The organism is Segatella asaccharophila, from assembly GCF_054687055.1.
The window spans coordinates 57743-80003 of sequence record NZ_BAACAN010000011.1; the positions used below are offsets into that span (position 1 = coordinate 57743).

The following is a 22261-nucleotide window of genomic DNA, read 5'->3' on the forward strand; positions in this document are numbered from 1 at the left end:
TCTATCTTTTATTATTATTGATTATTAATTTTTCTAAGAATCGTATTTGGTCTACAAAGTAAGCGCTTTTTTTTGGATAATTCAAATATAATCGCTTAATTATTTCCAAAGCCTTCCCATATCGGCCTTGTTTGATATATATTCGAGCTAAAGTCTCGGTAAAATAGCCTTCATCTATTGTCTCTTCACCATTTTCGTCCTTTTTCCCGTTGTCCTGCTCAGGCGCAGCTTCCTGGTTTGGATCAGGCTCTTCTTCCGGATGCTGTTCCCCCTCGTCCTCTGTCTGAAGATTAAATCCTCCTCCGTCGCCAAGGAAACTATCGATGAGTTCCTGACCTTTCATCTTCGGAGTGGATTCTTTTTCTGCCTTTTTATCTTCTTCGCTCTCGTTAGCCAGCAGATAACTGACATAGTCGACAGCAGCATCTGCAGGGGTAGGCCGTTGATGTTCTTTCTTTTTCTTTTCATCATCACTTTCTGAAGGGATAGAGTCCAGGAAATTGTCTATCAATGCTGTAGTCCGGTCTTCTCCGGAAGAAGCTGTCCTTTGGGACGGTGCCATACGGGTGTCCTTCTCCGTGGAGGTGCTCTGCAGTTGATAATGTGCGGCTTCTACCATTTTGAAGATGACCTTTCTGTCTGTGATATAAATGGCTGTACGGCGCAGTTCTTCATCAAAAGACTGGTCATGGAGAATGTACAGATTCTGCAAGAGAAGCAGGCGGACAGTCTGATAATACGGATGGAGCGCCAAGAGGCTTCGGAGATCATAGAGAGTCTCCTTGTCCATATCTTCCGGATGTTGTATCAGTTGTGTCAGTTCCATATTTACCAGTTAGCTACGGTTGCATTGAATATCTGGTTGACGAGATCTTTTATGATTTCCTCTACCAATTGCTGTTGGACAGAATTCAGGCTTTTTGTCGTATCGTAAGTTTGAGAAGCAGTAAACTGTTTTTCAAAATCCTGACTATGGTTGGCATTATTTGTAAAACGGACGTTTACGGTAATGCTCAGTTCTGTCTGTGCAGAATATCCCTCGCTGGAAACCGATTTGTTCCGTTGCGAGTAGTTTGTGATTTCACCTGTTATAACCATATCCCCGTTTCTTTTTACTTGCTGGAGATGAGTATGGTTTGCGAATTCATCCTTCAGGGAATTATTGAACATTGGGCCCATCGGTCCCCATACATAAGTGGAACGGATAGGGAACTCGTCTATTTGTATCGTCTTCGTCTTAGAATAGTCAATACTTGCTCCGTTGAGTTTATAGCTGATGGAGCAGGCTGTAGTCGCAGACAGGAGTATGACGATGCCGGCCAGCCAGATCAGGAGATGACGATAGGGTCTTCTTCGAGGATTATTTATTATTTTTGCTTTCCAAGCCATATTGCTTAATACGTCTGTATAAAGTACGATCAGAGATGCCGAGTTCTTCAGCAGCCTTTTTCCTGTTGCCATTATTCTTTTCGAGTGCCTTTTCCACCATCTGCCGGCCGAGGTCATTCAAGTTCAGTGATTCAGGTTCATTGATTTCCTCAGCTATGGCGTCTTCCGCAGTCAGTGGTGAAGGGATGTTTCCCACATTAGTATTGATGACCGGGAAGCTCCGGTCGCCAGAACCACCTGCGCCGGGATCCAGTACGGGCAATCGGGAATTTCCCTTTTCTGTGCTGATGCGGGAATGATTGAAACCGGATGCCCCTAGGAGGTCCCGGGTCTCATTGACCTGCTTGCGCACAGAGTTAAGATCCCTTCTCAGGTCGTTTACGTTGTCACGGAGCTCATAAAGGATTTTGTAGAGTATTTCCCTCTCACTCTCATAGGAATGAGTACCGGGTTTACTGATCGTAGTGAGCTGTGTACTTTCAATGTCCTGCGGGATATAATGACTGAGAAGTTCTGCATCAATTTCCCGTTTCTCGCAGAGAACGGACATCTGCTCAGTGATATTCTTCAATTGCCGTACATTTCCGGGCCATTTGTACTTGAGCATTACTTTTTTAGCATCCTCAGTAAGCGTGATCTTCGGCAAATGGTATTTTTCCGCCATCTGCATGGCAAACAGCCGGAAAAGCAGGATCACATCATTTCCCCGGTCCCGGAGTGGAGGCATCTGGATAGGAATGGTATTCAGACGATAGTACAGGTCCTCCCGGAAACGCCCCTCACTGACCGCCTTTCTCATATTCAGATTCGTAGCGGCAACAATACGGACATCAGTTTTCAGAATCTTCTGTCCGCCTACACGGATATATTCTCCTGTTTCAAGTACGCGAAGGAGCCTGGCCTGTGTGGCTAGGGGGAGTTCTCCCACCTCATCCAGGAAGATGGTACCCTTGTTGGCTACGCCGAAATAGCCCTCACTTTGGTCAATGGCCCCCGTAAAGGAGCCCTTCTCGTGACCAAAGAGTTCGCTGTCTATTGTTCCTTCGGGGATAGAACCACAGTTGATGGCAAAATATTTCTCCCTTCTGCGCGGAGAATTGTCATGAATAACTCGTGGGATAATATCCTTTCCTACTCCCGATTCACCTACGATGAGAACGCTCAGGTCCGTAGGTGCTACCTGCATGGCAACATCAAGGGCATGATTCAGATCTTCGCTGTTCCCAACGATATTGTATCTTTGTTTAATCTTCTGAAGTTCACTTGTATTCATTAGGGTGACAAAATTACATCTTTTATTTGAGATAACTGCAATTCTGGCAGATTTTTTCTGTTATTTCAGTTTCAACTCAGATGATTGCATTGATAGACACGGGATCAGCAGATCAGGGAGATGCCTTCTTCTGCTTCTGCTCGAATTTGATGAGCAGAAGTCCTATGGCAATCCAGATGCATTCCCTAACACGGATGATGAGGGCAACGAAGATGCCGTCTGTCGTAGACATGGCCAGTCCCTTGGTCGACAGGAGAAAGCCCCCCTCTCGCCCTCCCAGTTGCATGGGCATGAAGAACAGTGCGTTAGCCAGCAAACTCGTAAAGGCCAGGATCAGGATGCAATTAATATAATTTGCATGAGGATCAACTACCAGGAGAGCAAAGTAGATCTCGAAGGCACTCAGGACACGGCAAGACAACTCCAGGAAGACTGCGGAAACAAAACTCCCATGACTTTGTGCGTGGAGAGCTGCTATTTGATTGTCAATATTATCAAGCTGTTGCAGATGCCTTGCAATAAATTTCAGCGTCTTTTTCTTCAACCCAGGGATATGGCTGACCAGTTCTATTCCTTTCAAGGCCAGTCCCTTTCGGTATCCTACCATGAAAAACCAGATGGCTAGGCAGCAGAAAGCCCCCACTGCAGCCAGGAATATTCCCATTCCTATATCGACTGGCTGTGTGATGATGTACAGGAAGATGGACAGTAGCCAGAACCAGAAATGACTGAAGATATGGGTCATGGCGAAGAGGATGACAGAGGAAGTTGCCCTTTCTGCTCCGATAATAGGAGTCAGGGCCATGATACGGTACGGTTCTCCCCCCATCAGTCCGGCAGGAGTGGCGTAGTTGAGTGCATATCCCGAGATTGTGAGTTTATAGAGGTACACGAAAGGTACTTGTTTCTTTGGTTTCGTACCATCCGGATTACGTTGTGACTGGAGGATGATATGCCATGATGCAGCATTGATGCCATATAGGAAGACCCATAAGAAAACGCTTGCCAGGAACCAGTAACCCGCCCTGCACAAGCCATTCCATACCTCATGGAAATCGAGTTGGGTCACCATGATGGCCAGCATGAGAATACCTACAAAGAAAAAGATATTCTGATATTTCTTCTTCATTAATTGCTCAGTTGTCAGAGGTTGGGTGAGGAGTATTCTGTGGCTCCTTTACGGTGAAAGGAGCGGTCGATTTCTTGTCTGTAAATGGGGTGCCGGAGTGCTTTTTCGGTATGCCGAAGCGCGTTTTCTCACTCTCGTCCCGTTTCTCGTGGTAGAGCTTTTCCAACGGATGTGAAGAGGCCTCATCATAACTGGTGCGGTTTCTGAAAGCATCTATGGCAAGATAGATCGCATGCCGGAAATTGTCGGGGTCTTCTACGTTTTTCCCCGCCTTGTCATATTCCACCGTCTGATCACTGGCCGTGGCGATCAGAGGCAGGCCGGCATGGTAAAGGACTCCATAGTCCGGTGAGAGCGCCTTGAAGGGAGCGAATCCCTGGTCATGGTACATGGCCAGTACACCGTCAAAAGCCGAGAAAGACCCTGCTCCGAAGAAATCATCAGCCGGGTAAGGACCGAAGGCTTCCACCCCTTCATCAGCCAGTTCATTGATAGCTGGGATAATGGCATCCTCTTCTTCTTTCCCGAACCTTCCGTCTTCATTCGTTCTTGGATTCAGGGCCAGTACGGCAATACGAGGATTAGAAATTCTGAAATCTCTTTTTAACGTAGTGAAAAACAACCTGGCCTTATCCTTGACATTTTCTTTCGTGATTGCTCCAGGGACGTCCTTCATGCTCATTCCCTCTGTCAGGCAGGCTATCCGGACCTGTCCGTTGATAAGGATGACAAGAGCCTTCTTTCCTTCTCCTATACAAGTCTCCAGATATTGAGTATCTCCAGGAAAGGGATAGCCTTCTACCTGTATGTTGGAATCGTTGATCGGCGCGGTGACCAGTACGTCATAAGCTTCCTCTCGGAAGTCACTCATTGCCCTGTCAAGGGCCTTTATTGCTGCTGTTCCCGATTCAGGCGTTGCCTGCCCGAGATCTATCTTAGTTTCCTCTTCGTATGTGGCCAGTAAATTGATACGGCCGTCTTTCGCTTCATCGGGAGTATTGATGATAGAGAACGGAGTGTTCAGGTTTAAAACTTTACGATGATAGACAGCAGCCTTTGGTGATCCGTAAATAATTGGCGTACAGAGTTCCAGCATGGCCGGTTCTTCAAAGGTTTTAAAGATAAGTTCATATCCGATGCCATTTGTGTCGCCGTGTGTAATAGCCACACGAATCTTTCTATCTTCCATATTGATTAATTTTGTATATTATTGTAACTTTGAGTGAATCCTTTCAACAGGGTAAAACTCATAGTTGCTTCTTTTTCTATACGTAGCCTATAATAAGGTAAAACTGCAGGAGAGACCTTTTATGCAGGAAGTATGTCAGATCAGCGAAGTGGTTTCTCTGAGCGGTCAGGATTTGTTTTGCGTTTTCTTTTGTTCCCTGGCTGTCGTGAGCAATCCGCAGGCTGCCTCTATATCTTGGCCTCTGGAGACACGAATGGTAGCGATGATGCCATGATGGTTCAGATAATCCCGGAAGGTTTCCATCTTTTCCGTATCCGTTCCATGAAGGGACACGTCAGGAATCGGGTGGAAATGCAGAAGGTTCACGTGGCAGTCCAGACCATCAAGGAGTTTGACGAGTTCTCTTGCGTGTGTCATGGAGTCATTGATCCCTTTGAAGAGGATGTATTCAAAGCTCAGTCTCCGTTGATGAGAGAAATCATATTTCCTCAACAGTCCGATGATACTCCGGATGTCCATTTCCCTTTGTGCCGGCATCAGTTGTGCGCGTTGTTCCGGGATCGGGGAATGCAAGCTGATGGCCACCTGGCATTCACTCTCATCCAGAAAACGTTTCAGTTTATCTTTGATCCCCACGCTGCTCACGGTAATACGTTTCGGGCTCCATCCCCATCCGTAGTCAGCGGTCAGGATTTTTGTAGAGCGGAGGACATTATCAAGGTTGTTCATCGGTTCTCCCTGTCCCATGAATACGATGTTCGTGAGCTGGTCTACTTCCGGAAGGGAATAAATCTGGTTAAGGATATCGGTAGCGGTTAGATTACCATGAAATCCCTGTTTGCCTGTCTGGCAGAAAAGGCAATTCATCTGGCATCCTACCTGACAGGAAACACATAATGTTGCCCTGTTATGTTCCTCGGGGATAAAGACGGACTCTACACATTTCTGTGTTGTATCCGGAATTTTTGATGCTCTTTCCGTTTCTACGGGGAAGAGATATTTGATCGTGCCGTCTTTGGACTTTGTGCTCTCCAGGGGTTCAGCGCAGCCGATACGGTAAGCCTCCGCGAGTTTGGCGCGGTTAGCCTTAGAGAGATTGGTCATCTCCCCGATACTCTTGACATGCCGTGTGTAGAGCCATTGAGCGATTTGTGTGCCCGTGAAAGCAGGCATTCCCAATTCTTGCACGGCTGTCTTCAGTTCAGGGAGTGTCATGCCCAGAAGCGGTCTTTTTTCTTCATTCATAGTGCAAAGATAGTCATTTTTGGTGGATTTTATTATAGAATGACGTTGATTTTACAGATTTTTGTTAACTTTGCGCTATGGTATGCAGGAAGAGGCCGGCAAGAGGGGAACTCCACCTGTCCGTAATCCTTATCACTCAAGGACGTAATAGCCTGATACTCTGCCATTCCGTATGTCAACCCTTTAAAGCACCAATATTTCATGAGAGAACAAATAGATTGTTTCGTACCCCATGCTATGCCACAGTTGGCAGAAGCAACACTGAGAGCATTTTCCGGAGATTGTCTGGTTCATCGTGTTATCGTAGAGGATGAGGGCCGTGAAGTCTCAGGCCGTCTGGCTTCGTCAGCTGCCATCTGTCAGATTGAGTCACGGACAGAAGCTGACTATGTCCTGCTCTGCACGCAGCCCACACCTTTGTCTTTGGGTCAGAATGCCCTGCGCCGGCTGTTGACGGTTGCCCGTGAGAGCGGTGCTGCCATGGTTTACTGCGACCGCTATTCGGTATCCGGCGGACATCGTTTGCAGCACCCTTGTATTGACTATCAGACAGGAAGCGTAAGGGATGACTTTGATTTCGGTTCCTTACTGCTGATCCAGTCATCCAAGTTGCATGAATATATCGCCCGCCGGTCTTCCGGAGGTGCTGCCGCAGATTACCGGTATGCCGCTCTGTATGACCTGAGGCTGTTCCTGAGTCGTGAGGGCGGACTGCTTTTTCATCTGAATGAATACTTGTATACTGAGGAGGAAAAGGACACACGACGGAGTGGCGAAAAACAGTTTGACTATGTTGATCCCGGAAACCGTGCCGTGCAGTTAGAGATGGAACAGTCGGTGACGGCCCATCTGCGGAAGATCGGCGCCTTGGTCGACCCCTCAAAGAACCTGAAGCCAGATTTTGACAAAGAAAAATTTACGGTCGAGGCCTCTGTGATCATACCTGTGTTCAATCGTGAGAAGACCATCGCTGACGCGGTGAAGAGTGCTCTGAGCCAGAAGACTTCATTTCCTTATAATGTTATTGTCATCAATAACCATTCCACTGACCATACCGGAAATATTCTGGATCAACTGGTCCTTTCCGGTCATGCAGAAGAGGGACCTTCAGGACAACTGATCCAGATCGTGCCCGAGCGTACAGATCTAGGTATCGGCGGATGCTGGAATGAAGCGGTCAACAACAAAGCCTGCGGTCGTTTTGCCATCCAGTTGGATTCCGATGATCTCTACTCCTCCCCGGAAACCTTACAGCACATAGTGGATGCCTTCCGTCAGCAGAAGGTAGCTATGGTGATCGGCTCTTACCGGATGTGCGATTTCAACCTTCATACCCTGCCTCCAGGGCTCATTGACCATAAAGAATGGACGGATGACAATGGGTGCAATAATGCACTTCGCATCAATGGCCTTGGAGCTCCCCGTGCCTTCTTCACTCCCGTCATCCGCCAGATTGGTTTTCCAAATACCAGTTATGGGGAAGATTATGCAGTGGGGCTGGCGGTGAGCCGTCGTTACCTGATCGGCCGGATTTTTGATGAACTTTACCTGTGTCGGCGGTGGGGCGGAAACAGTGACGCAAATCTGAGTGTGGAGAAGACCAATGCAAATAACTTATACAAAGATCGTCTGCGGACGATAGAGATAATGGCTCGTGAACGGTTGAATTCCGGTCGTGACGATTCAGTTGGAGACCCTTTGATCCGTTTTTTTGACCGCCAGTTGGAAGCCTGGCCTGCAGCAGCCAAGCGGTATCAAGATTTATCCCATGTGCAGACCCGTACGCTGGGTGCCGATCTCCGGTTACAGTTTAATCCGGCAAGAATGGTCTCTACCGGTGCAAAGATTGACCGTAACACCCTGGCGAAGCGCCCTTGCTTTCTCTGTTCTGAGAATCGTCCCGAAGAGCAGATGGTTCTGCCACAGGACAACGGTTTTGAACTGCTGGTCAACCCCTTTCCCATATTACCGGTTCATTTTACCATTCCGATGCAAAAGCATCAGCCCCAGCGGATCTCGGAAAGTTATCCGGAGATTCACCGCCTTCTGGAACGCTATTCCCCTCTGATGGTCTTCTACAACGGCCCGGAGTGTGGTGCCTCTGCTCCCGATCATGCCCACCTGCAGGGTGGGACCAGTGGGCTGTTGCCTTTGCAAGTTAATTGGAATCAGTTGAGTCCTACCGTGGAAACGGTAGACACGTTGAATGATAAGGAGAAAACAGGCATCTGCCGTCACTTTGTCATCCCCTTCTTCGTGATTCGGAGCCGAAGTGAGGAAGGTGACCAGCGCTTGTTCTCACGTCTTTACAAGGCGCTGGAGGCCCTGAGACCTTGTGGCCCTGGCACCTCTCATCCGGAGCCGATGATGAATATCGTTTCGTGGAAGGATGGGGATGACTACCTCTCTGTCGTTATCCCCCGGAGGAAGCACCGTCCGGATTGTTACTTTGCCGAGGGAGACCGTCAGGTTCTTGTCTCACCGGGGGCCCTGGATATGTCAGGGCTGATCATAACCCCTCGTGAGGGCGATTTTGAGCGACTTACTCCTGATCAGGCTTCGGCCATTCTGCAGGAGTGTGGAGAGAGTCAGGAAAACATGGACCGTGTAGCTGCCCAGTTGCAGAAGGGCAGAGAAAGGGAGGCCTGATGCACAAGATATTTTCTTCTCCGGTCGTTTCTCATCATAAAGAGCCGGAGGTGACCGTCGGAATAGTTTCGGCGGCACAGATTCATTTTATCCTGAAAGGAAGTTATTCGGTCGAGGGTCAGGAGGTTACCGGCGAACAGCACGTTGAATTTTCAGAGGGTAAAATCCTCTGGCAAGGGAGCGTTTACTCCCGACTGACTTTTTCTCCCCGGAGTACCGTTGCCTCATTCTCCCTTGATAATGTCATTATCGGGATAGGATTTCACTGGGAGAGGAAGGAAACCCAGACTTTTCCAGGAACACTCCGGCTGGTCATCAATGGGGATAAAGTCTGTGCGATAAATGAACTTCCGGTTGAGGAGTATTTGAAGAGTGTCATTTCGAGTGAGATGAGTGCCACCTCTTCCTTGGAACTCCTCAAGGCCCATGCAGTCATCTCCAGGAGTTGGCTGCTGGCTCAGATGGAGAAGCGCAGGCAGGCTCCGGAGACATCCGGTCATCAGGATTTGTCTAATACAAAAGGTCAAGACGAACTCATCCGCTGGTATGACCGTGATGATCATACGCTCTTTGATGTCTGTGCAGATGATCACTGCCAGCGCTATGAAGGGATCACGAGGGAAACCTCCCCGGCTGTGGCCGAGGCTATACGTCTGACACGGGGGATGATCCTCGTGGATGAGGGGGCTATCTGTGATGCCCGTTTCTCCAAATGCTGTGGAGGGATAAGTGAAGAGTTCCAATACTGTTGGGAGGATACGAAGAAGCCTTATCTCACGGCCGTACGGGATGCTGACGGAAAAGCGTCTGGCAATTTTCCCGATTTGACCATAGAGGCTGAGGCCGACCGCTGGATCCGTTCTCAGCCGGAGGCATTCTGCAACACACAGGATCCTGGAATACTGAGTCAGGTGTTGAATGACTATGACCAGGAAACCAAGGACTTTTATCGCTGGACCATAGAGTATACCCAGCAACAGATCCGCAAACTGATTTCCACCAGACTGGATATGGATTTCGGTGACATCAAGGACTTGCAACCAGTAGAACGTGGCAAGAGCGGACGATTGTCAAAGTTGAGAATCGTCGGGACGAAGCGGACTCTTATCATCGGTAAGGAGTTGGAAATCCGCCGTGTGCTGAGTACAAGCCATCTGTACAGTTCTGCGTTTGTCGTTGATCGGCTGGAGGCAGACACCCATGATGTTCCAGCCCGCTTCCGTATCCTCGGTGCCGGTTGGGGGCATGGAGTAGGACTCTGCCAGATAGGTGCAGCCGTGATGGGAGAGAAGGGTTATTCCTTTGATCAGATTCTTCTTCATTATTATCGGGATGCAGAGATATTGAAGATTTACTCATAGAGGTCAGGTAAGGATGCCAGGCTGAGGATGAGTGAGACAAGACAGGGGTCTCTTTCAGATCATTTTCCTGGGAGCATCGAATAGGTTATATACAATGAACAATCAAATGCAAGATCTTCCCGCAAAGCACAGTTCTGCTAAGCCCTGGGCATGGGTACCTTCCCTTTATTTTGCAGAAGGTTTGCCTTATGTGGCTGTGATGACCATTTCTATCATCCTCTACAAGCAGTTAGGACTGAGTAATGCGAAGATCACTTTCTATACTTCCTGGCTCTATCTGCCATGGGTGATCAAACCTTTGTGGAGCCCGTTCATAGACCTGGTCAAGACCAAGCGGTGGTGGGTCGTGGCGATGGAACTTCTGATCGGTGCAGCTTTTGGTGGAGTTGCCTTTACTATTCCTACGACATTCTGGCTGCAGGGATCCCTTTTCTTCTTCTGGGTAATGGCCTTTGCCAGTGCGACGCATGATATTGCCGCAGATGGCTTTTATATGTTAGGATTGAATGAGCATGACCAGACGTGGTTCGTCGGTATCCGTTCCACGTTCTATCGTCTTGCGACAATTTTCGGTCAGGGTATTCTGGTGATGATCGCCGGTAACCTGCAGGTCATTTTCCGGAATAACATACCTTTTTCCTGGAGTTTGCTCTTCTATGGCGTAATGGGACTTTTCCTGGTTTTATGGCTTTGGCACAGCTACATCCTGCCTCATCCCAGGGAAGATGTGAAAAACCGGGGGGAAGTGTCCGGTATGTGGAAGGGATTGAAGGAGACCGGTGCCACCTTTGTCACCAAGATTCCGCTGAAAGAAGTGGTTTTCAGTTTGCTGTTCATCTTTCTTTACTGTGTTCCGGAAGGCTTGCTCACCAAGGTCTCGGCGCTGTTCCTGATAGATGCCCCCCATAACGGCGGGCTGGGGCTGTCACCTCAGGAGTACGGGCTGGTCCAGGGAACGGTGGGCGTCATCGGCCTGACCCTGGGAGGAATCCTGGGAGGATTCTGTGCCGGCAAGGATGGTCTGAAGAAATGGCTATGGCCAATGGTCTGTGCCATCACATTACCCAATTTCGTATATGTCTATTTAAGTTATGCCCTGCCTTCAAGTCTTATCATAGTGAATGTTTGTATCTTTTTCGAGCAGTTTGGTTATGGGTTTGGTTTTACGGCTTATATGCTCTATCTCATCTATTATAGTCAGGGAGCATTCAAGACCAGTCATTATGCTTTATGTACAGCCCTGATGGCGCTGTCCATGATGATCCCCGGCCTTTTTGCCGGTGCACTTCAGGAACTGGTTGGTTACCGTCATTTCTTCATTATTGTTATGTGTGTTTGCTCCCTTACTTTTATAGTTTCTTCCTTTCTGAAGATTGATCCTGAATTTGGCAAGAAGAAGGAAGAAGACGGACTTGAAGAGGAAGAAAAGATGGGTGATGAATAAATTCTCAGTTTTGTCATCGGGCAAGTACGAGATCATTTTATAAAGTTGGGTTTTTAACAATCTTATTATGTTTCAGGAATAAAATGGTTCAAATAATATTGTGGTTTTTTCAGTATATGATTTTAAGGCCTTAAAATCACTGACCTTGACACCTGATTCCGGGTGGTATCCTCGTGGGGGGGGCGAAATGCACCATTTCGGCCACAAGTGACCATTGTCGTGAGAATCGGTGACTATGATTCTTTCTTATCGTTAAAAAACAACAATATTATTTGACCCCAAGTACGTGTGGATAGTTGTCATCCAGATCATATTCACTCGTTATCCCATTTCTTCACTACTTGGAGGGGTGTTATGACAGAAAAATGATAATAAATGAAGAATTTAAGATAATAGGTTCATGTTGCATTTTTTACCTTTGCTATCCTGAAAACGTAGTCAATCCGTAAATCTATGATAACATGAAATACTTTAGATCTCTTCGTTTGTCATTCGTAATAATGATAATGTCAATGATGTCTCAGTCTCTTTTTGCCCAGCATCATTTACCTCCAGTATGGGGGAATGATACGGCACAGTATGAATCCAGGACAATTGCTTATATTGCCCCCAGGCGTATCGTCTGGAAGAGTGTTACAGGACATGCAACGGTTTCCGGACTCGATTGTCTTCTGAAACCAGGTATCGGGCAGGCAGTATTGTCTGATAAGGGCTATTGCCATTTAAAAAACGGCAAGACCGGAAGAGTGTCCTTCCTCCTTGATTTCGGAAGGGAACTGCAGGGCGGAATTCAGATCGTAACCGGTGAGTCACTTACACATGACGTGAAAGTAAGGGTACGGTTCGGCGAGTCGGCTTCAGAAGCAATGTCAGACATTGACGGTAAAAATGGAGCGACAAATGATCATGCTATCCGGGATTTCGATCTAGACCTGCCATGGCTGGGAGTAGCCAATTATGGCAATTCCGGTTTCCGGTTTGTACGGATTGACCTGCTGGGCGAGGATACGGATCTGCTGCTGAGGGAAGTCAGAGCCTCCTTCATGTATAATGACCTGCCTTATCAGGGCTCGTTTGAATGCAGTAATGAACGTTTAAACAAGATATGGATGACCGGTGCCTATACCGTTCAACTGAATTTGCAAAACTATCTGTGGGATGGCATCAAGCGAGACCGGCTGGTATGGATAGGAGATATCTACCCGGAAGTAGAAACCGTGAATACGGTGTTCGGCTATACCGATGTTGTCCCCAGGAGTCTGGATCTGAGCAGGGATCTGTATCCTATTCCTCAATGGATGAATGGCTACAGCTCTTATTCTATCTGGTGGCTGCTGACGCAATACCGCTGGTATATGCATAATGGAGACAAGAACTATCTGGAACAGCAACATGCTTATATCCTGTCTTTGCTTAACTTGCTGATGGACAAGATCGGTCCGGACGGGAAGGAAAAGCTGGATGGAGGAAGGTTTTTGGACTGGCCTTCCAGCACCAATCCGAAGGGGGTGGATGCCGGTTTGCAGGCTTTGATGGTCCTTGCAATGCAGACGGGAGAGAAATTGTGCGGATATTTAGGAGAACCAGAGATGGCGCATAAATGCCAGATGTCTGTGGCCCGCCTACGGAAGTATATCCCCGATTGTAATAAGTCGAAACAGGCTGCGGCCCTGATGTCCCTTGCCGGTACGATGAACGCCAAAAAGGCTGACCGGAAGGTGATCTCTGTCGGCGGAGCGGAAGGTTTTTCCACTTTCTATGGCTATTATATGCTGCTGGCTATGGCTAAAGCCGGAGATTATCAGGGAGCCATGAACATTATCAGTCAGTACTGGGGCGGGATGCTGGACTTAGGAGCAACTACATTCTGGGAAGATTTTAATATTGACTGGATGAAAAATGCCGGACGTATCGATGAGCTCGTTCCTGAAGGGAAAATAGACGTACATAAATGTTATGGAAATTACTGTTATAAAGGTTTTCGTCATTCCCTTTGCCACGGATGGGCCTCTGGTCCGACGAGTTGGCTGAGTGAGTATGTCTTGGGAGTGAAAGTGCTGGAACCGGGATGTAAGGAAGTGCTGATAGATCCGCATCTGGGCGATCTGCAATGGGTGAAGGGTACTTATCCCACACCATACGGAATAATAAAGATAGAACATCATAAGAATGCTGAGGGAAAGATTATATCTGAAATTTCAGCTCCTAAGGAGGTGAAGATCATAAGAAAATCTGACCATGAATAGAAAGTTCTTAGCTGTACTGGTGAAAGTTTTGTAGGAGGATATTCAGAACATACGGTCAATGGTTAAGTCGTATTACGATGACCACAGTTTGAAGGAAAGAATGAAAAACAGCAATAATTTGATGATGAAAAGTAAGGATGTGTTTGTTTGTTGCCTGTTCTTGTGCCTTGCCGGTATGAGTAGGCAGGCCTATTCCCAGACCACTATCAGTGATGACTGGGCCGTGACGGATGCATTGGGCCGAAAGGCACCTGACTATCAGGAGGTCGGCGGCAAGAAGAAGGATAAATTTGTAGCTTTGTTCTACTGGACATGGCATCAGGGCAATGATGCTCCGTTCAAAGTAAGGAATATTACGGAGATTGTGCGGAAGCATCCGGAGGCGATGAGAGACTATAATAATCCGGCATGGGGCAATAACCGTCCGTTTTTTTATTACTGGGAGCAACCTCTTTTCGGTTATTACAAAACGACCGATGAGTGGGTGCTCCGCAAACATGCAGAGATGCTTGCAGATGCCGGCGTTGACGTCGTCTTCTTTGATTGTACCAATGGTGATATTACCTGGAAAGATTCATACGAGGCGCTGATGAAAACATGGGACAAGGCACAGAAAGATGGGGTAAATGTACCAAAGATAGCCTTTATGCTGCCTTTTTCTCCTGCTTCTTATTCCTTGTCCTCTTTACGTCAGTTGTATCGTGATGTCTACAAGCCGGGGCGTTATTCCAATTTATGGTTTATGTGGAAGGGTAAGCCTTGTATCATGGCCTATCCGGATAATCTGACCCAGTCGCCAGAGGATCGTGCCATCGCATCATTCTTTACCTTCCGTCCGGGACAACCGGATTATGTCGACGGACCTTCCCGTAATGACCAGTGGGGATGGCTGGAGGTCTATCCCCAGCATGGCTATGTGGCTTCCTCGGATGGAAAATATGAAGAAGTCCCGGTCGGTGTGGCCCAGAATACAAGTCCGGCAAGTAAAGGGCACTGCAGTGCTTTTAATGTGAAGGATGCTTATGGAAGGAATTTCAGTATGCAGCATGGATTTGATCCTCGTATAGACGGTTATCTCTACGGCTGGAATTTCCAGGAACAGTGGGATCGTGCTTTTCATCTCGATCCTGAACTTGTTTTCGTGACCGGTTGGAATGAATATATAGCCGGCCAATGGCTTCCTAAAGACGGCTGGAACGGCCAACCGTTTTCCTTTGTCGATGAATATAACTGGAATTGCAGCCGTGACATTGAACCCAACAAGGGATGGGGAGACAAGGGCGATGTGTACTATCTTCAACTCGTCGATAATATCCGCAGGTTCAAGGGGATGGATAAGCCTGCCCCGGTATCCGGCATGAAAACCATTCATCTGAAGCGGATTCATGATTGGGATTCTGTCCTTCCCTTCTATCGTGCCTATCGTGGGAATACTTTTCATAGAGATTCAAAGGGAAGAGGAGATAATTATTATGTTGACAACTCAGGACGTAATGATATCGTCGGGGCTAAGGTAGCACGGGACAGCAAGAATGTCTACTTCTATGTACAGACAGCCGATGCGCTGACCTCTCCTAAGGATAAAAACTGGATGATGCTTTTTATCGATATAGACCGGGATAAATCCACAGGGTGGAATGGCTATGACTTTATGGTTAACCGGGTGAGTCCGAGAAGGGGGAAAGTGATCGTAGAGAAGAATGACAAGAACAAATGGATGTGGAGCGAAGTGGCTAAATGTAAATTTGTCGTGAAGGGAAATGTGCTCGTGTTTTCAATACCACGACGTGTCTTGCAGGCAAAGCCGGGTAAGTTGAATATGGAATTCAAATGGAATGACAATATGCAGGATGAAGGGAATATCATGGACTTTTATGTGAGTGGTGATACTGCTCCCGGTGGTCGTTTTAACTATGTTTATAAGGAATGATGCAGCCGTGTACCGGATCCGTTCTTCAAAAAACAGTCCTGGATGGATACTTATCCTGTGTTAAAATTAAGCTAAGGTAACCTTTTTTCTAAAGTTTTAATGGTTTGTCCTGTTTTATGTTTATATTTGCATATCTCTTATTGGAATAAAATGTTATCATGAAGACTTTTAGATTACAGATGATCCTTATGCTCCTGTTCTTTACAGGCGCCAGTCTTGTATCGGCACAGGATTTACAGCCATCTTATGGGATAGGCATGGACATTTCTAATCTGCATGTTCAAAGTATTGTACAGGACAGTGTCGGGTATATCTGGATGGCTACTTCCCGGGGATTGAATCGTATTGATGCTTATAAGAAATCATGCTTCTATTTTCATACTTCTTCCGGAAGTTCCTTATCAGATGATAATACCTATTTCTTGCATGTATCGTCAAAAGGTGAGCTATTGGTATTTACCAGATTCAGCGTTGATCTGTTCAATCGTTTTTCCGGGAGCTTTACCCGTTTAAGGGGACCTGTAGGAGAATTTAATTTTACTTGTGCGGAAGATGGCAGAGACGGTAGGATATGGCTGGGTTGTCGCACTTTTAATTACCTGTCTTATGTGGATAGGAGAAAGGACAGGATTTATTCTTTATATATTCCTCAGTTGAAGGGACAGGTTAGCGGAATTTGCTGTGATGATAAAGGGATGTTGTGGCTTTCATTAGGCCAGAGGAGGGGAACGGTGGTCTTTAATCCTTACAGGGACCGTATCATCGCTCGTTATCCAGACCTCTCGATGGTTTTCAGGGGACCGGAAAAGAACCAGTTGTTTGCCTTGATGTCAAACAAGGCAATCGTACTTTTTAATTCCAGAACAAGGAGAGTTACCAAAAGACTGTTGACGGAGGAAGGTGATATTGTCCTGATCAATGTTACTGCTGACCGGCGTCTCTATTTTCTTACTCGTGACATGACCTTGTCCCTTTATGATAAGCATAATGGTTCTTTCGTAAAAAGGAAGATCAAGGATGTCAACAGTGTTTACAATATCACGTCACTCATGGTTGACAGACAGTCAAATATATGGATCGGAACCTTTGAGGAAGGTTATTTGTTCATACCGATCGTCAAGCGTACGTTTGATTGGGATGAGATGCTGGACAAGCATTTCCGGAATCAGTTCGTGACCTTTATGACCGGGGACGGGAAAGACCGTTACTGGATCGCAACGCGCCATAACGGACTGCATGAATATAACCGGAAGACGGATACTGACCGGATGTTACTGAATCTGCACCTCACGGATAAGGAGTCAGCCATTGCCTGTTGCTTTCATGATTCACGGGACCGGCTATGGGTGGCTACTGTGGATGCCCTGTATTGTTTTGACACAAGGCATACAACTTCCCTGATAGGGGAATATAAGGAAATCGTGAAACCCCGTTATGTTACCCAAGACAGAGCAGGCAATATCTGGATTGTCTGTGAAGGGAATGGCGGCATCTGGATGTCACCGGCAGCTTCGAAAAGAGGTACTTTTGTCAGACCGTTCCGCTTTTCCGTTCCGGAGGATGCAAATGTTACCTTTCTCCGGCAGTTACATTCCGGAAAATATGTGTTTTCCTGTTATGGAGATAATGTTTATGTGGGGGATCGCAGCGGGCATATCCATCCATTACTTTATACGAAAGATGTGAATTGTCAGTCATTCCTGAAATCAGTCATTTATATTTATGAAGATTCGAGGAATGTGATATGGCTGGGCACTTATGGTAACGGAATGATGCGTTGTGATATGCATACGGGTTCATGTAAAATCTATACAATGGCTAATGGATTGCCTAGTAATGATGTCTTGTCCATCGTTGAGGATCCCATCCGTCGGGTCTTGTGGTTGAGTACCTCATACGGGCTGTCGCATTTTACGGGTTCTTCATTCATGAACTATTTTACAAAGGACGGATTGCTGGGCAACCAATACCATGAGCGGGCGGTCTATTTTGACAGAGGAATCTTATATTTCATGGGGAATCATGGCATTACCTCGTTTTCACCCCTTAAAATCAATACGTTACATGATGATATTCCTTTTATCATAGAAAGTCTGGAGACAGATGACCGGATGTATCATACCGCTGATCTGCATAAGGCACTGAAATTGAATTACCATGAGAATTCCTTTACGGTATCTTTCATGGGTTTTGATTACTCTTCGGCCAACAGTTTGCAATATAGTTATATCTTGGACGGATATGAAAAGAAATGGAGCACTCCTTCCACCAATCATACCGTTAAATTCAGTGATCTTCCTTCCGGAACTTATATTCTGAAAGTGAAGGCAGCTGATAATTCGGGTTGCTGGAACAGTAAACTGGCTACTTTGAAGATCGTCATTCCGCCTGCTCCTTGGGCCACGTGGTGGGCTATTCTGATCTATCTCATCATCATCCTGTATTGCCTGTATGCAGGCATGCGGTTTTATATCAATTACCATCTTGACAAGGAGAAGATAAAACTGTCGAAACAGACCCTGGTCAAGGAACGGGAATTGAACCAGGCAAAAATCAATTTCTTCGAGAATGTATCCCATGAACTGAGAACGCCTCTGAGCTTGATCTATGGCCCATTCTGTGAATTAAGAAAAAGTAGGCATTTTACGAAAAAGGAAGGTGAATACATGTCTCTGATGGAGGAGAATATCAAGCACCTGATGATGCTGGTGGAACAGATCCTCAATTTCTCACATCTCAAGGGTGAGACGTTATCCTTATCCGTATGCCGGAAAGATGTTATAGCCATCGTACTGAAAATAATGGATAGGTTCAAGGGTGAGAACGAGGAGAAGCATATCGTGACTTCATTCTCCTGCCCTGAAGACAAATTTATCATGTATGTGGATGAAGACAAATTGGATAAGATTTTGTCTAATCTGTTGTCCAACGCTTTCAAGTACACGCCTTCAAATGGAAAAATAAAGGTCTCTTTGCGTATGAGCACCTCCTTGGAGATAAAAGACCGGTTCAAGCAGGCTCGTGTATTGGATTCTGACTATGCTCTTTTTTCTGTTGAGGATAATGGAATAGGAATCGAAAAAGAGGATGCGGATAAGATCTTTGACCGTTTCTATCGCTCGAAGAATGGTGAATCTATTGCGGGAAGTGGGATAGGACTCTATTATGTCAAGTGTCTTGTGAAAAAGCACAAGGGGATGATCAAGGCGGAATGTAATGATTCCGGAGGTACCACCTTCCTTTTCTGCCTTCCGGCTTCTGAAAATGTATTTGATGATTCAGAGAAGGGGAAGGTATCGCCCGCTGGTATTCCGGAAGATCATACGGAGAAAGTAAATACTTATCCTGAGACTGATGATCGCTTCTCTTCTCCTGATGCTTCATTACCAGATCGAGATAAACCTTCCTTGTTGATTATCGATGACGAGCCGAATTTCCAGACTTTTCTCTCGGATTTGCTCCAACCCTATTATGTGATTGATAAGGCTTTCAACGGTCAGGAGGGATTGGAAAAGACGCTGGAACGCATTCCTGATATGATCGTGATGGATGTCATGATGCCTCTGATGAATGGTTATGAACTCTGTGACAAGATAAAGAATGATCCCCGGACTTGCCATATTCCTGTTGTCATGCTTACCGCAAAAAGTAATGTCAGCGAGCATATACAAGGCATGAACAGCGGTGCTGATATTTATATCTCCAAACCTTTCCATCCGGATTATTTATTGTCTGTCTTACGAGGAGTGATTGCCAACAGGAAACGTATGCAGCATATCCTCGTTGACAAATCGAAAGAAGACCGGAAGGCAGTGTTGGAGAGTTTGAATGATGCAGACCGGGCACTGCTTCAGCATTTGGATGAAAAGATCAAGGCAGAGCTGAACGATTCTGAACTCTCTGTGGATGTCCTGGCAAGCGAACTGAATTTCAGCCACAGTACTTTTTATCGTAAGATCAAGGGTCTTACAGGGTTGTCCCCCAATGACTATGTCCGGATGTACAGACTCAGGGCAGCTGCAAAATTCATTGAATCCGGATCTTATACTCTGGCTGAAATTGCTAATAAGACGGGGTTTAGCACACAGTCTTATTTCTCAGCTTTGTTCAAAAAATATTATGGGATGACGCCAAGTGAATATAAAGCGAGGAAGGACCAGGAGAGTCGGTGAGCACTTTGTGCTTTTGCCGGCTACAGAGTCATTGACAGGTTTGAATGATTTGTGATAAAGATTGAACTTTTTGAGATAACATTGTTAAATAAAAAGCAATAATTTTGGCAGTGAAAAATATTAACCTGCTTTAAGTAAGAATGATGAAAAACAGAAGAAAACGCATAAGTTTTAGTTCTCAACCGCAGAAAGTTTCTCTGTTGGCGACTGAAATGATCATCAATAGCAGCGGCGGATTTTAATTAATTGATTGAAGTCCACTTATAATAACAGGTTGCCTTTAGGTTCCTCTTTTCATTGAGGGAAAGGCAGAAATACCTGATCGTGGAATATTCTCCTGGTAACAGACCGGGGAGAAGGGCGTTGTTATCAGGTTTGATATTAAAGTCATTGAGAGTATGATCAAGAAAATTATAAAAATATAGCGAATTAATTAAAAAAAATTCATTTTATGAAAAAGACAATCTTGTTAACTCTGTTTTTGTGTGCCGTAATAGTTGGAGAAGCTAAACCGAAACACAAAGATTCTGTTCCTCAGCTGGGGAAGAACTCGGTAGAGCAGGTTCTCAAGGCAATGACTCTGAATGAAAAGGCTGAATTGCTTGTAGGCGGAACTTATGAGGTGATAGATGGAAAGAAGGGTCCCACTTTGCCAGAAGTGAATATTGGTGCAGCAGGTATGACGAAAGCGATCCCCCGCTTGGGTATTCCTTGTACGGTGCTTACGGATGGCCCCGCCGGAGTCCGGATTTCTCCTACACGCAAGGGGGACAGCCGTACTTACTATGCTACGGGGAATCCTATCGGCACACTGGTCGCTTCGTCCTGGGATACGCAATGTGCAAAGGCTGTCGGCAGGAATATGGGAGATGAAGTGCTGGAATATGGCTGTGATGTCCTGCTGGCTCCAGGAATGTGTCTTCATCGTAATCCCCTTTGCGGCAGAAACTTCGAATATTTCTCAGAGGATCCTGTCTTGAGCGGCACGATGTCCGGAAATGAGATACTTGGTGTCCAGTCTAATGGCGTGGGTACTTCTGCCAAGCATTTTATATGCAATAATCAGGAGACGTTCCGTTATCAGAATAATTCCATCGTCGGCCAGCGGGCATTACGGGAACTCTATCTGAAAAATTTCAGGTTGGCTGTTGAGATCGGTAATCCGTGGACTATTATGTCCTCTTATAACCTTCTGAATGGTTCTGTAACTCAGGAGGATAAGGCTTTGCTCCATGACTGGCTTCGCGGTGAGGTCGGCTATAAGGGAATGGTGATGACAGACTGGTCAGGGCAGCGCAATACGGTCAGACAGGTAAATGCTGAGAATGATCTTATGGAATGGGGACTCGATGTCCAGGTACAGGATATTCTCAATGCTGTAAAGGATGGCAGACTTTCCATGGATGTCGTGAACCGGAATGTCCGGGACATCTTGAATTATATTGTCAAGACCCCGCATTTCCGCCACTATAAGGCTTCTAATGCTCCGGACTTGAAAGCCCATGCAGCCGTAGCCCGTGAGACGGCGGCACAGGGTATTGTCCTTCTTAAGAATGATGGGCGGACCTTGCCCTTGGCTCAAGGTCAGAAGGTGGCTCTTTTTGGCGTAGGCTCCTATAAGGGGTTTCTGGCTAATGGTTTTGGCTCCGGTGATGTGAACAAGCCTTTTGTGATCAATATCTGCCAGGGCCTGCAGAATGCCGGTTATCAGGTAGATGAGGATATGGCTGAACTCTATCAAGATGCAGATGAGGATATTGATTTCGGCCCTGCCTATGCAAGGCATCGTGCTTCCGTTGATGATGTGGCCATAATGACGATCAGGCGGAATTCTGGCGAGGGTCGTGACCGCCTGAATGGACCTGGTGACTGGAAACTGAGTACTGCGGAGTTCAATACGATGAAGAATATAGCAGCAGCCTTTCACGCTCAGGGTAAGAAATTGATCGTCATCCTGGATATTGGTGGGGTGATCGAGACGTCATCATGGAAAGATATTCCGGATGCGATCCTGTTGCCCTGGCAGGCCGGTGAGGAAGGCGGGAACGCCATTGCAGATATTCTTTCCGGTAAGGTGTGTCCCTCCGGTCATCTGCCGATGACTTTCCCGGTAGCTTATGAGGATGTTCCGTCATCGAAAAACTTCCCTCAGAATGATAATGGAGGGGTTTTTGACAAGAACAAGTCAACGATAGGCTATACTAAGTATGATGAGGGGATATGGGTTGGATACC

The 22261-nt window shown here is 46.5% G+C and carries 13 protein-coding genes; 7 read left to right on the top strand and 6 right to left on the bottom strand.

From position 1 onward, the window contains the following. Nucleotide 1: 1 nt before the first annotated feature. The 6 genes from ACYRYG_RS08405 to rlmN form a co-directional block, all read right to left on the bottom strand. Nucleotides 2–826, bottom strand: coding sequence for a tetratricopeptide repeat protein (locus ACYRYG_RS08405; protein WP_293418907.1), 825 nt, complete (start codon nt 824–826; stop codon nt 2–4). Nucleotides 827–828: 2 nt separating this feature from the next. Continuing rightward, nucleotides 829–1389 carry an LptE family protein gene (lptE, locus tag ACYRYG_RS08410; RefSeq protein WP_293418910.1) on the bottom strand — a complete coding sequence of 187 codons (561 nt, stop codon included), beginning with the start codon at nt 1387–1389 and terminating at the stop codon, nt 829–831. Then, a complete protein-coding gene (locus ACYRYG_RS08415; RefSeq protein ID WP_293428413.1) occupies nt 1361–2662 on the bottom strand; it encodes a sigma-54 interaction domain-containing protein in 1302 nt (433 codons plus the stop codon). Before ACYRYG_RS08415 ends, lptE begins: the two co-directional genes overlap by 29 nt. A gap of 112 nt (nt 2663–2774) precedes the next feature. Next, nucleotides 2775–3791 carry a lysylphosphatidylglycerol synthase transmembrane domain-containing protein gene (locus ACYRYG_RS08420; RefSeq protein ID WP_293418915.1) on the bottom strand — a complete coding sequence of 339 codons (1017 nt, stop codon included), beginning with the start codon at nt 3789–3791 and terminating at the stop codon, nt 2775–2777. Nucleotides 3792–3798: 7 nt separating this feature from the next. Further along, the gene (locus ACYRYG_RS08425) at nt 3799–4980 is read right to left on the bottom strand and encodes a PdxA family dehydrogenase (protein WP_294074494.1); all 1182 of its coding nucleotides are present in this window, start codon (nt 4978–4980) and stop codon (nt 3799–3801) included. A 165-nt stretch (nt 4981–5145) separates the two neighbouring features. Further along, nucleotides 5146–6225 (bottom strand): dual-specificity RNA methyltransferase RlmN, encoded by a 1080-nt coding sequence (rlmN, locus tag ACYRYG_RS08430; RefSeq protein ID WP_460197983.1) that lies wholly within the window; start codon nt 6223–6225, stop codon nt 5146–5148. 201 nt (nt 6226–6426) lie between these two features. Here rlmN and ACYRYG_RS08435 point away from each other — a divergent pair, with 201 nt between their 5' ends. The 7 genes from ACYRYG_RS08435 to ACYRYG_RS08465 all read left to right on the top strand — a co-directional run. Beyond that, nucleotides 6427–8874: a DUF4922 domain-containing protein gene (locus tag ACYRYG_RS08435; RefSeq protein ID WP_460197984.1), complete on the top strand. Its 2448-nt coding sequence runs from the start codon at nt 6427–6429 to the stop codon at nt 8872–8874. After that, nucleotides 8874–10235, top strand: coding sequence for a SpoIID/LytB domain-containing protein (locus tag ACYRYG_RS08440; protein WP_460197985.1), 1362 nt, complete (start codon nt 8874–8876; stop codon nt 10233–10235). The genes ACYRYG_RS08435 and ACYRYG_RS08440 overlap by 1 nt, the downstream gene beginning before the upstream one ends. A gap of 94 nt (nt 10236–10329) precedes the next feature. Next, on the top strand, nt 10330–11679 hold the full coding sequence (locus ACYRYG_RS08445; RefSeq protein WP_293418924.1) for an MFS transporter: 1350 nt from the start codon (nt 10330–10332) through the stop codon (nt 11677–11679). 515 nt (nt 11680–12194) lie between these two features. Further along, entirely contained in the window at nt 12195–13925 is a 1731-nt protein-coding gene (locus ACYRYG_RS08450; RefSeq protein WP_293418933.1) for an alpha-L-rhamnosidase-related protein, read from the top strand. A gap of 58 nt (nt 13926–13983) precedes the next feature. Then, nucleotides 13984–15855 (top strand): hypothetical protein, encoded by a 1872-nt coding sequence (locus ACYRYG_RS08455; protein WP_294074490.1) that lies wholly within the window; start codon nt 13984–13986, stop codon nt 15853–15855. Nucleotides 15856–16013: 158 nt separating this feature from the next. Further along, complete coding sequence (locus ACYRYG_RS08460) at nt 16014–20027, top strand: hybrid sensor histidine kinase/response regulator (protein ID WP_460197986.1); 4014 nt, start codon at nt 16014–16016, stop codon at nt 20025–20027. Nucleotides 20028–20478: 451 nt separating this feature from the next. Then, nucleotides 20479–22261 (top strand): glycoside hydrolase family 3 protein (locus ACYRYG_RS08465; RefSeq protein WP_460197987.1); only part of this gene is annotated, 1783 nt, incomplete at its 3' end.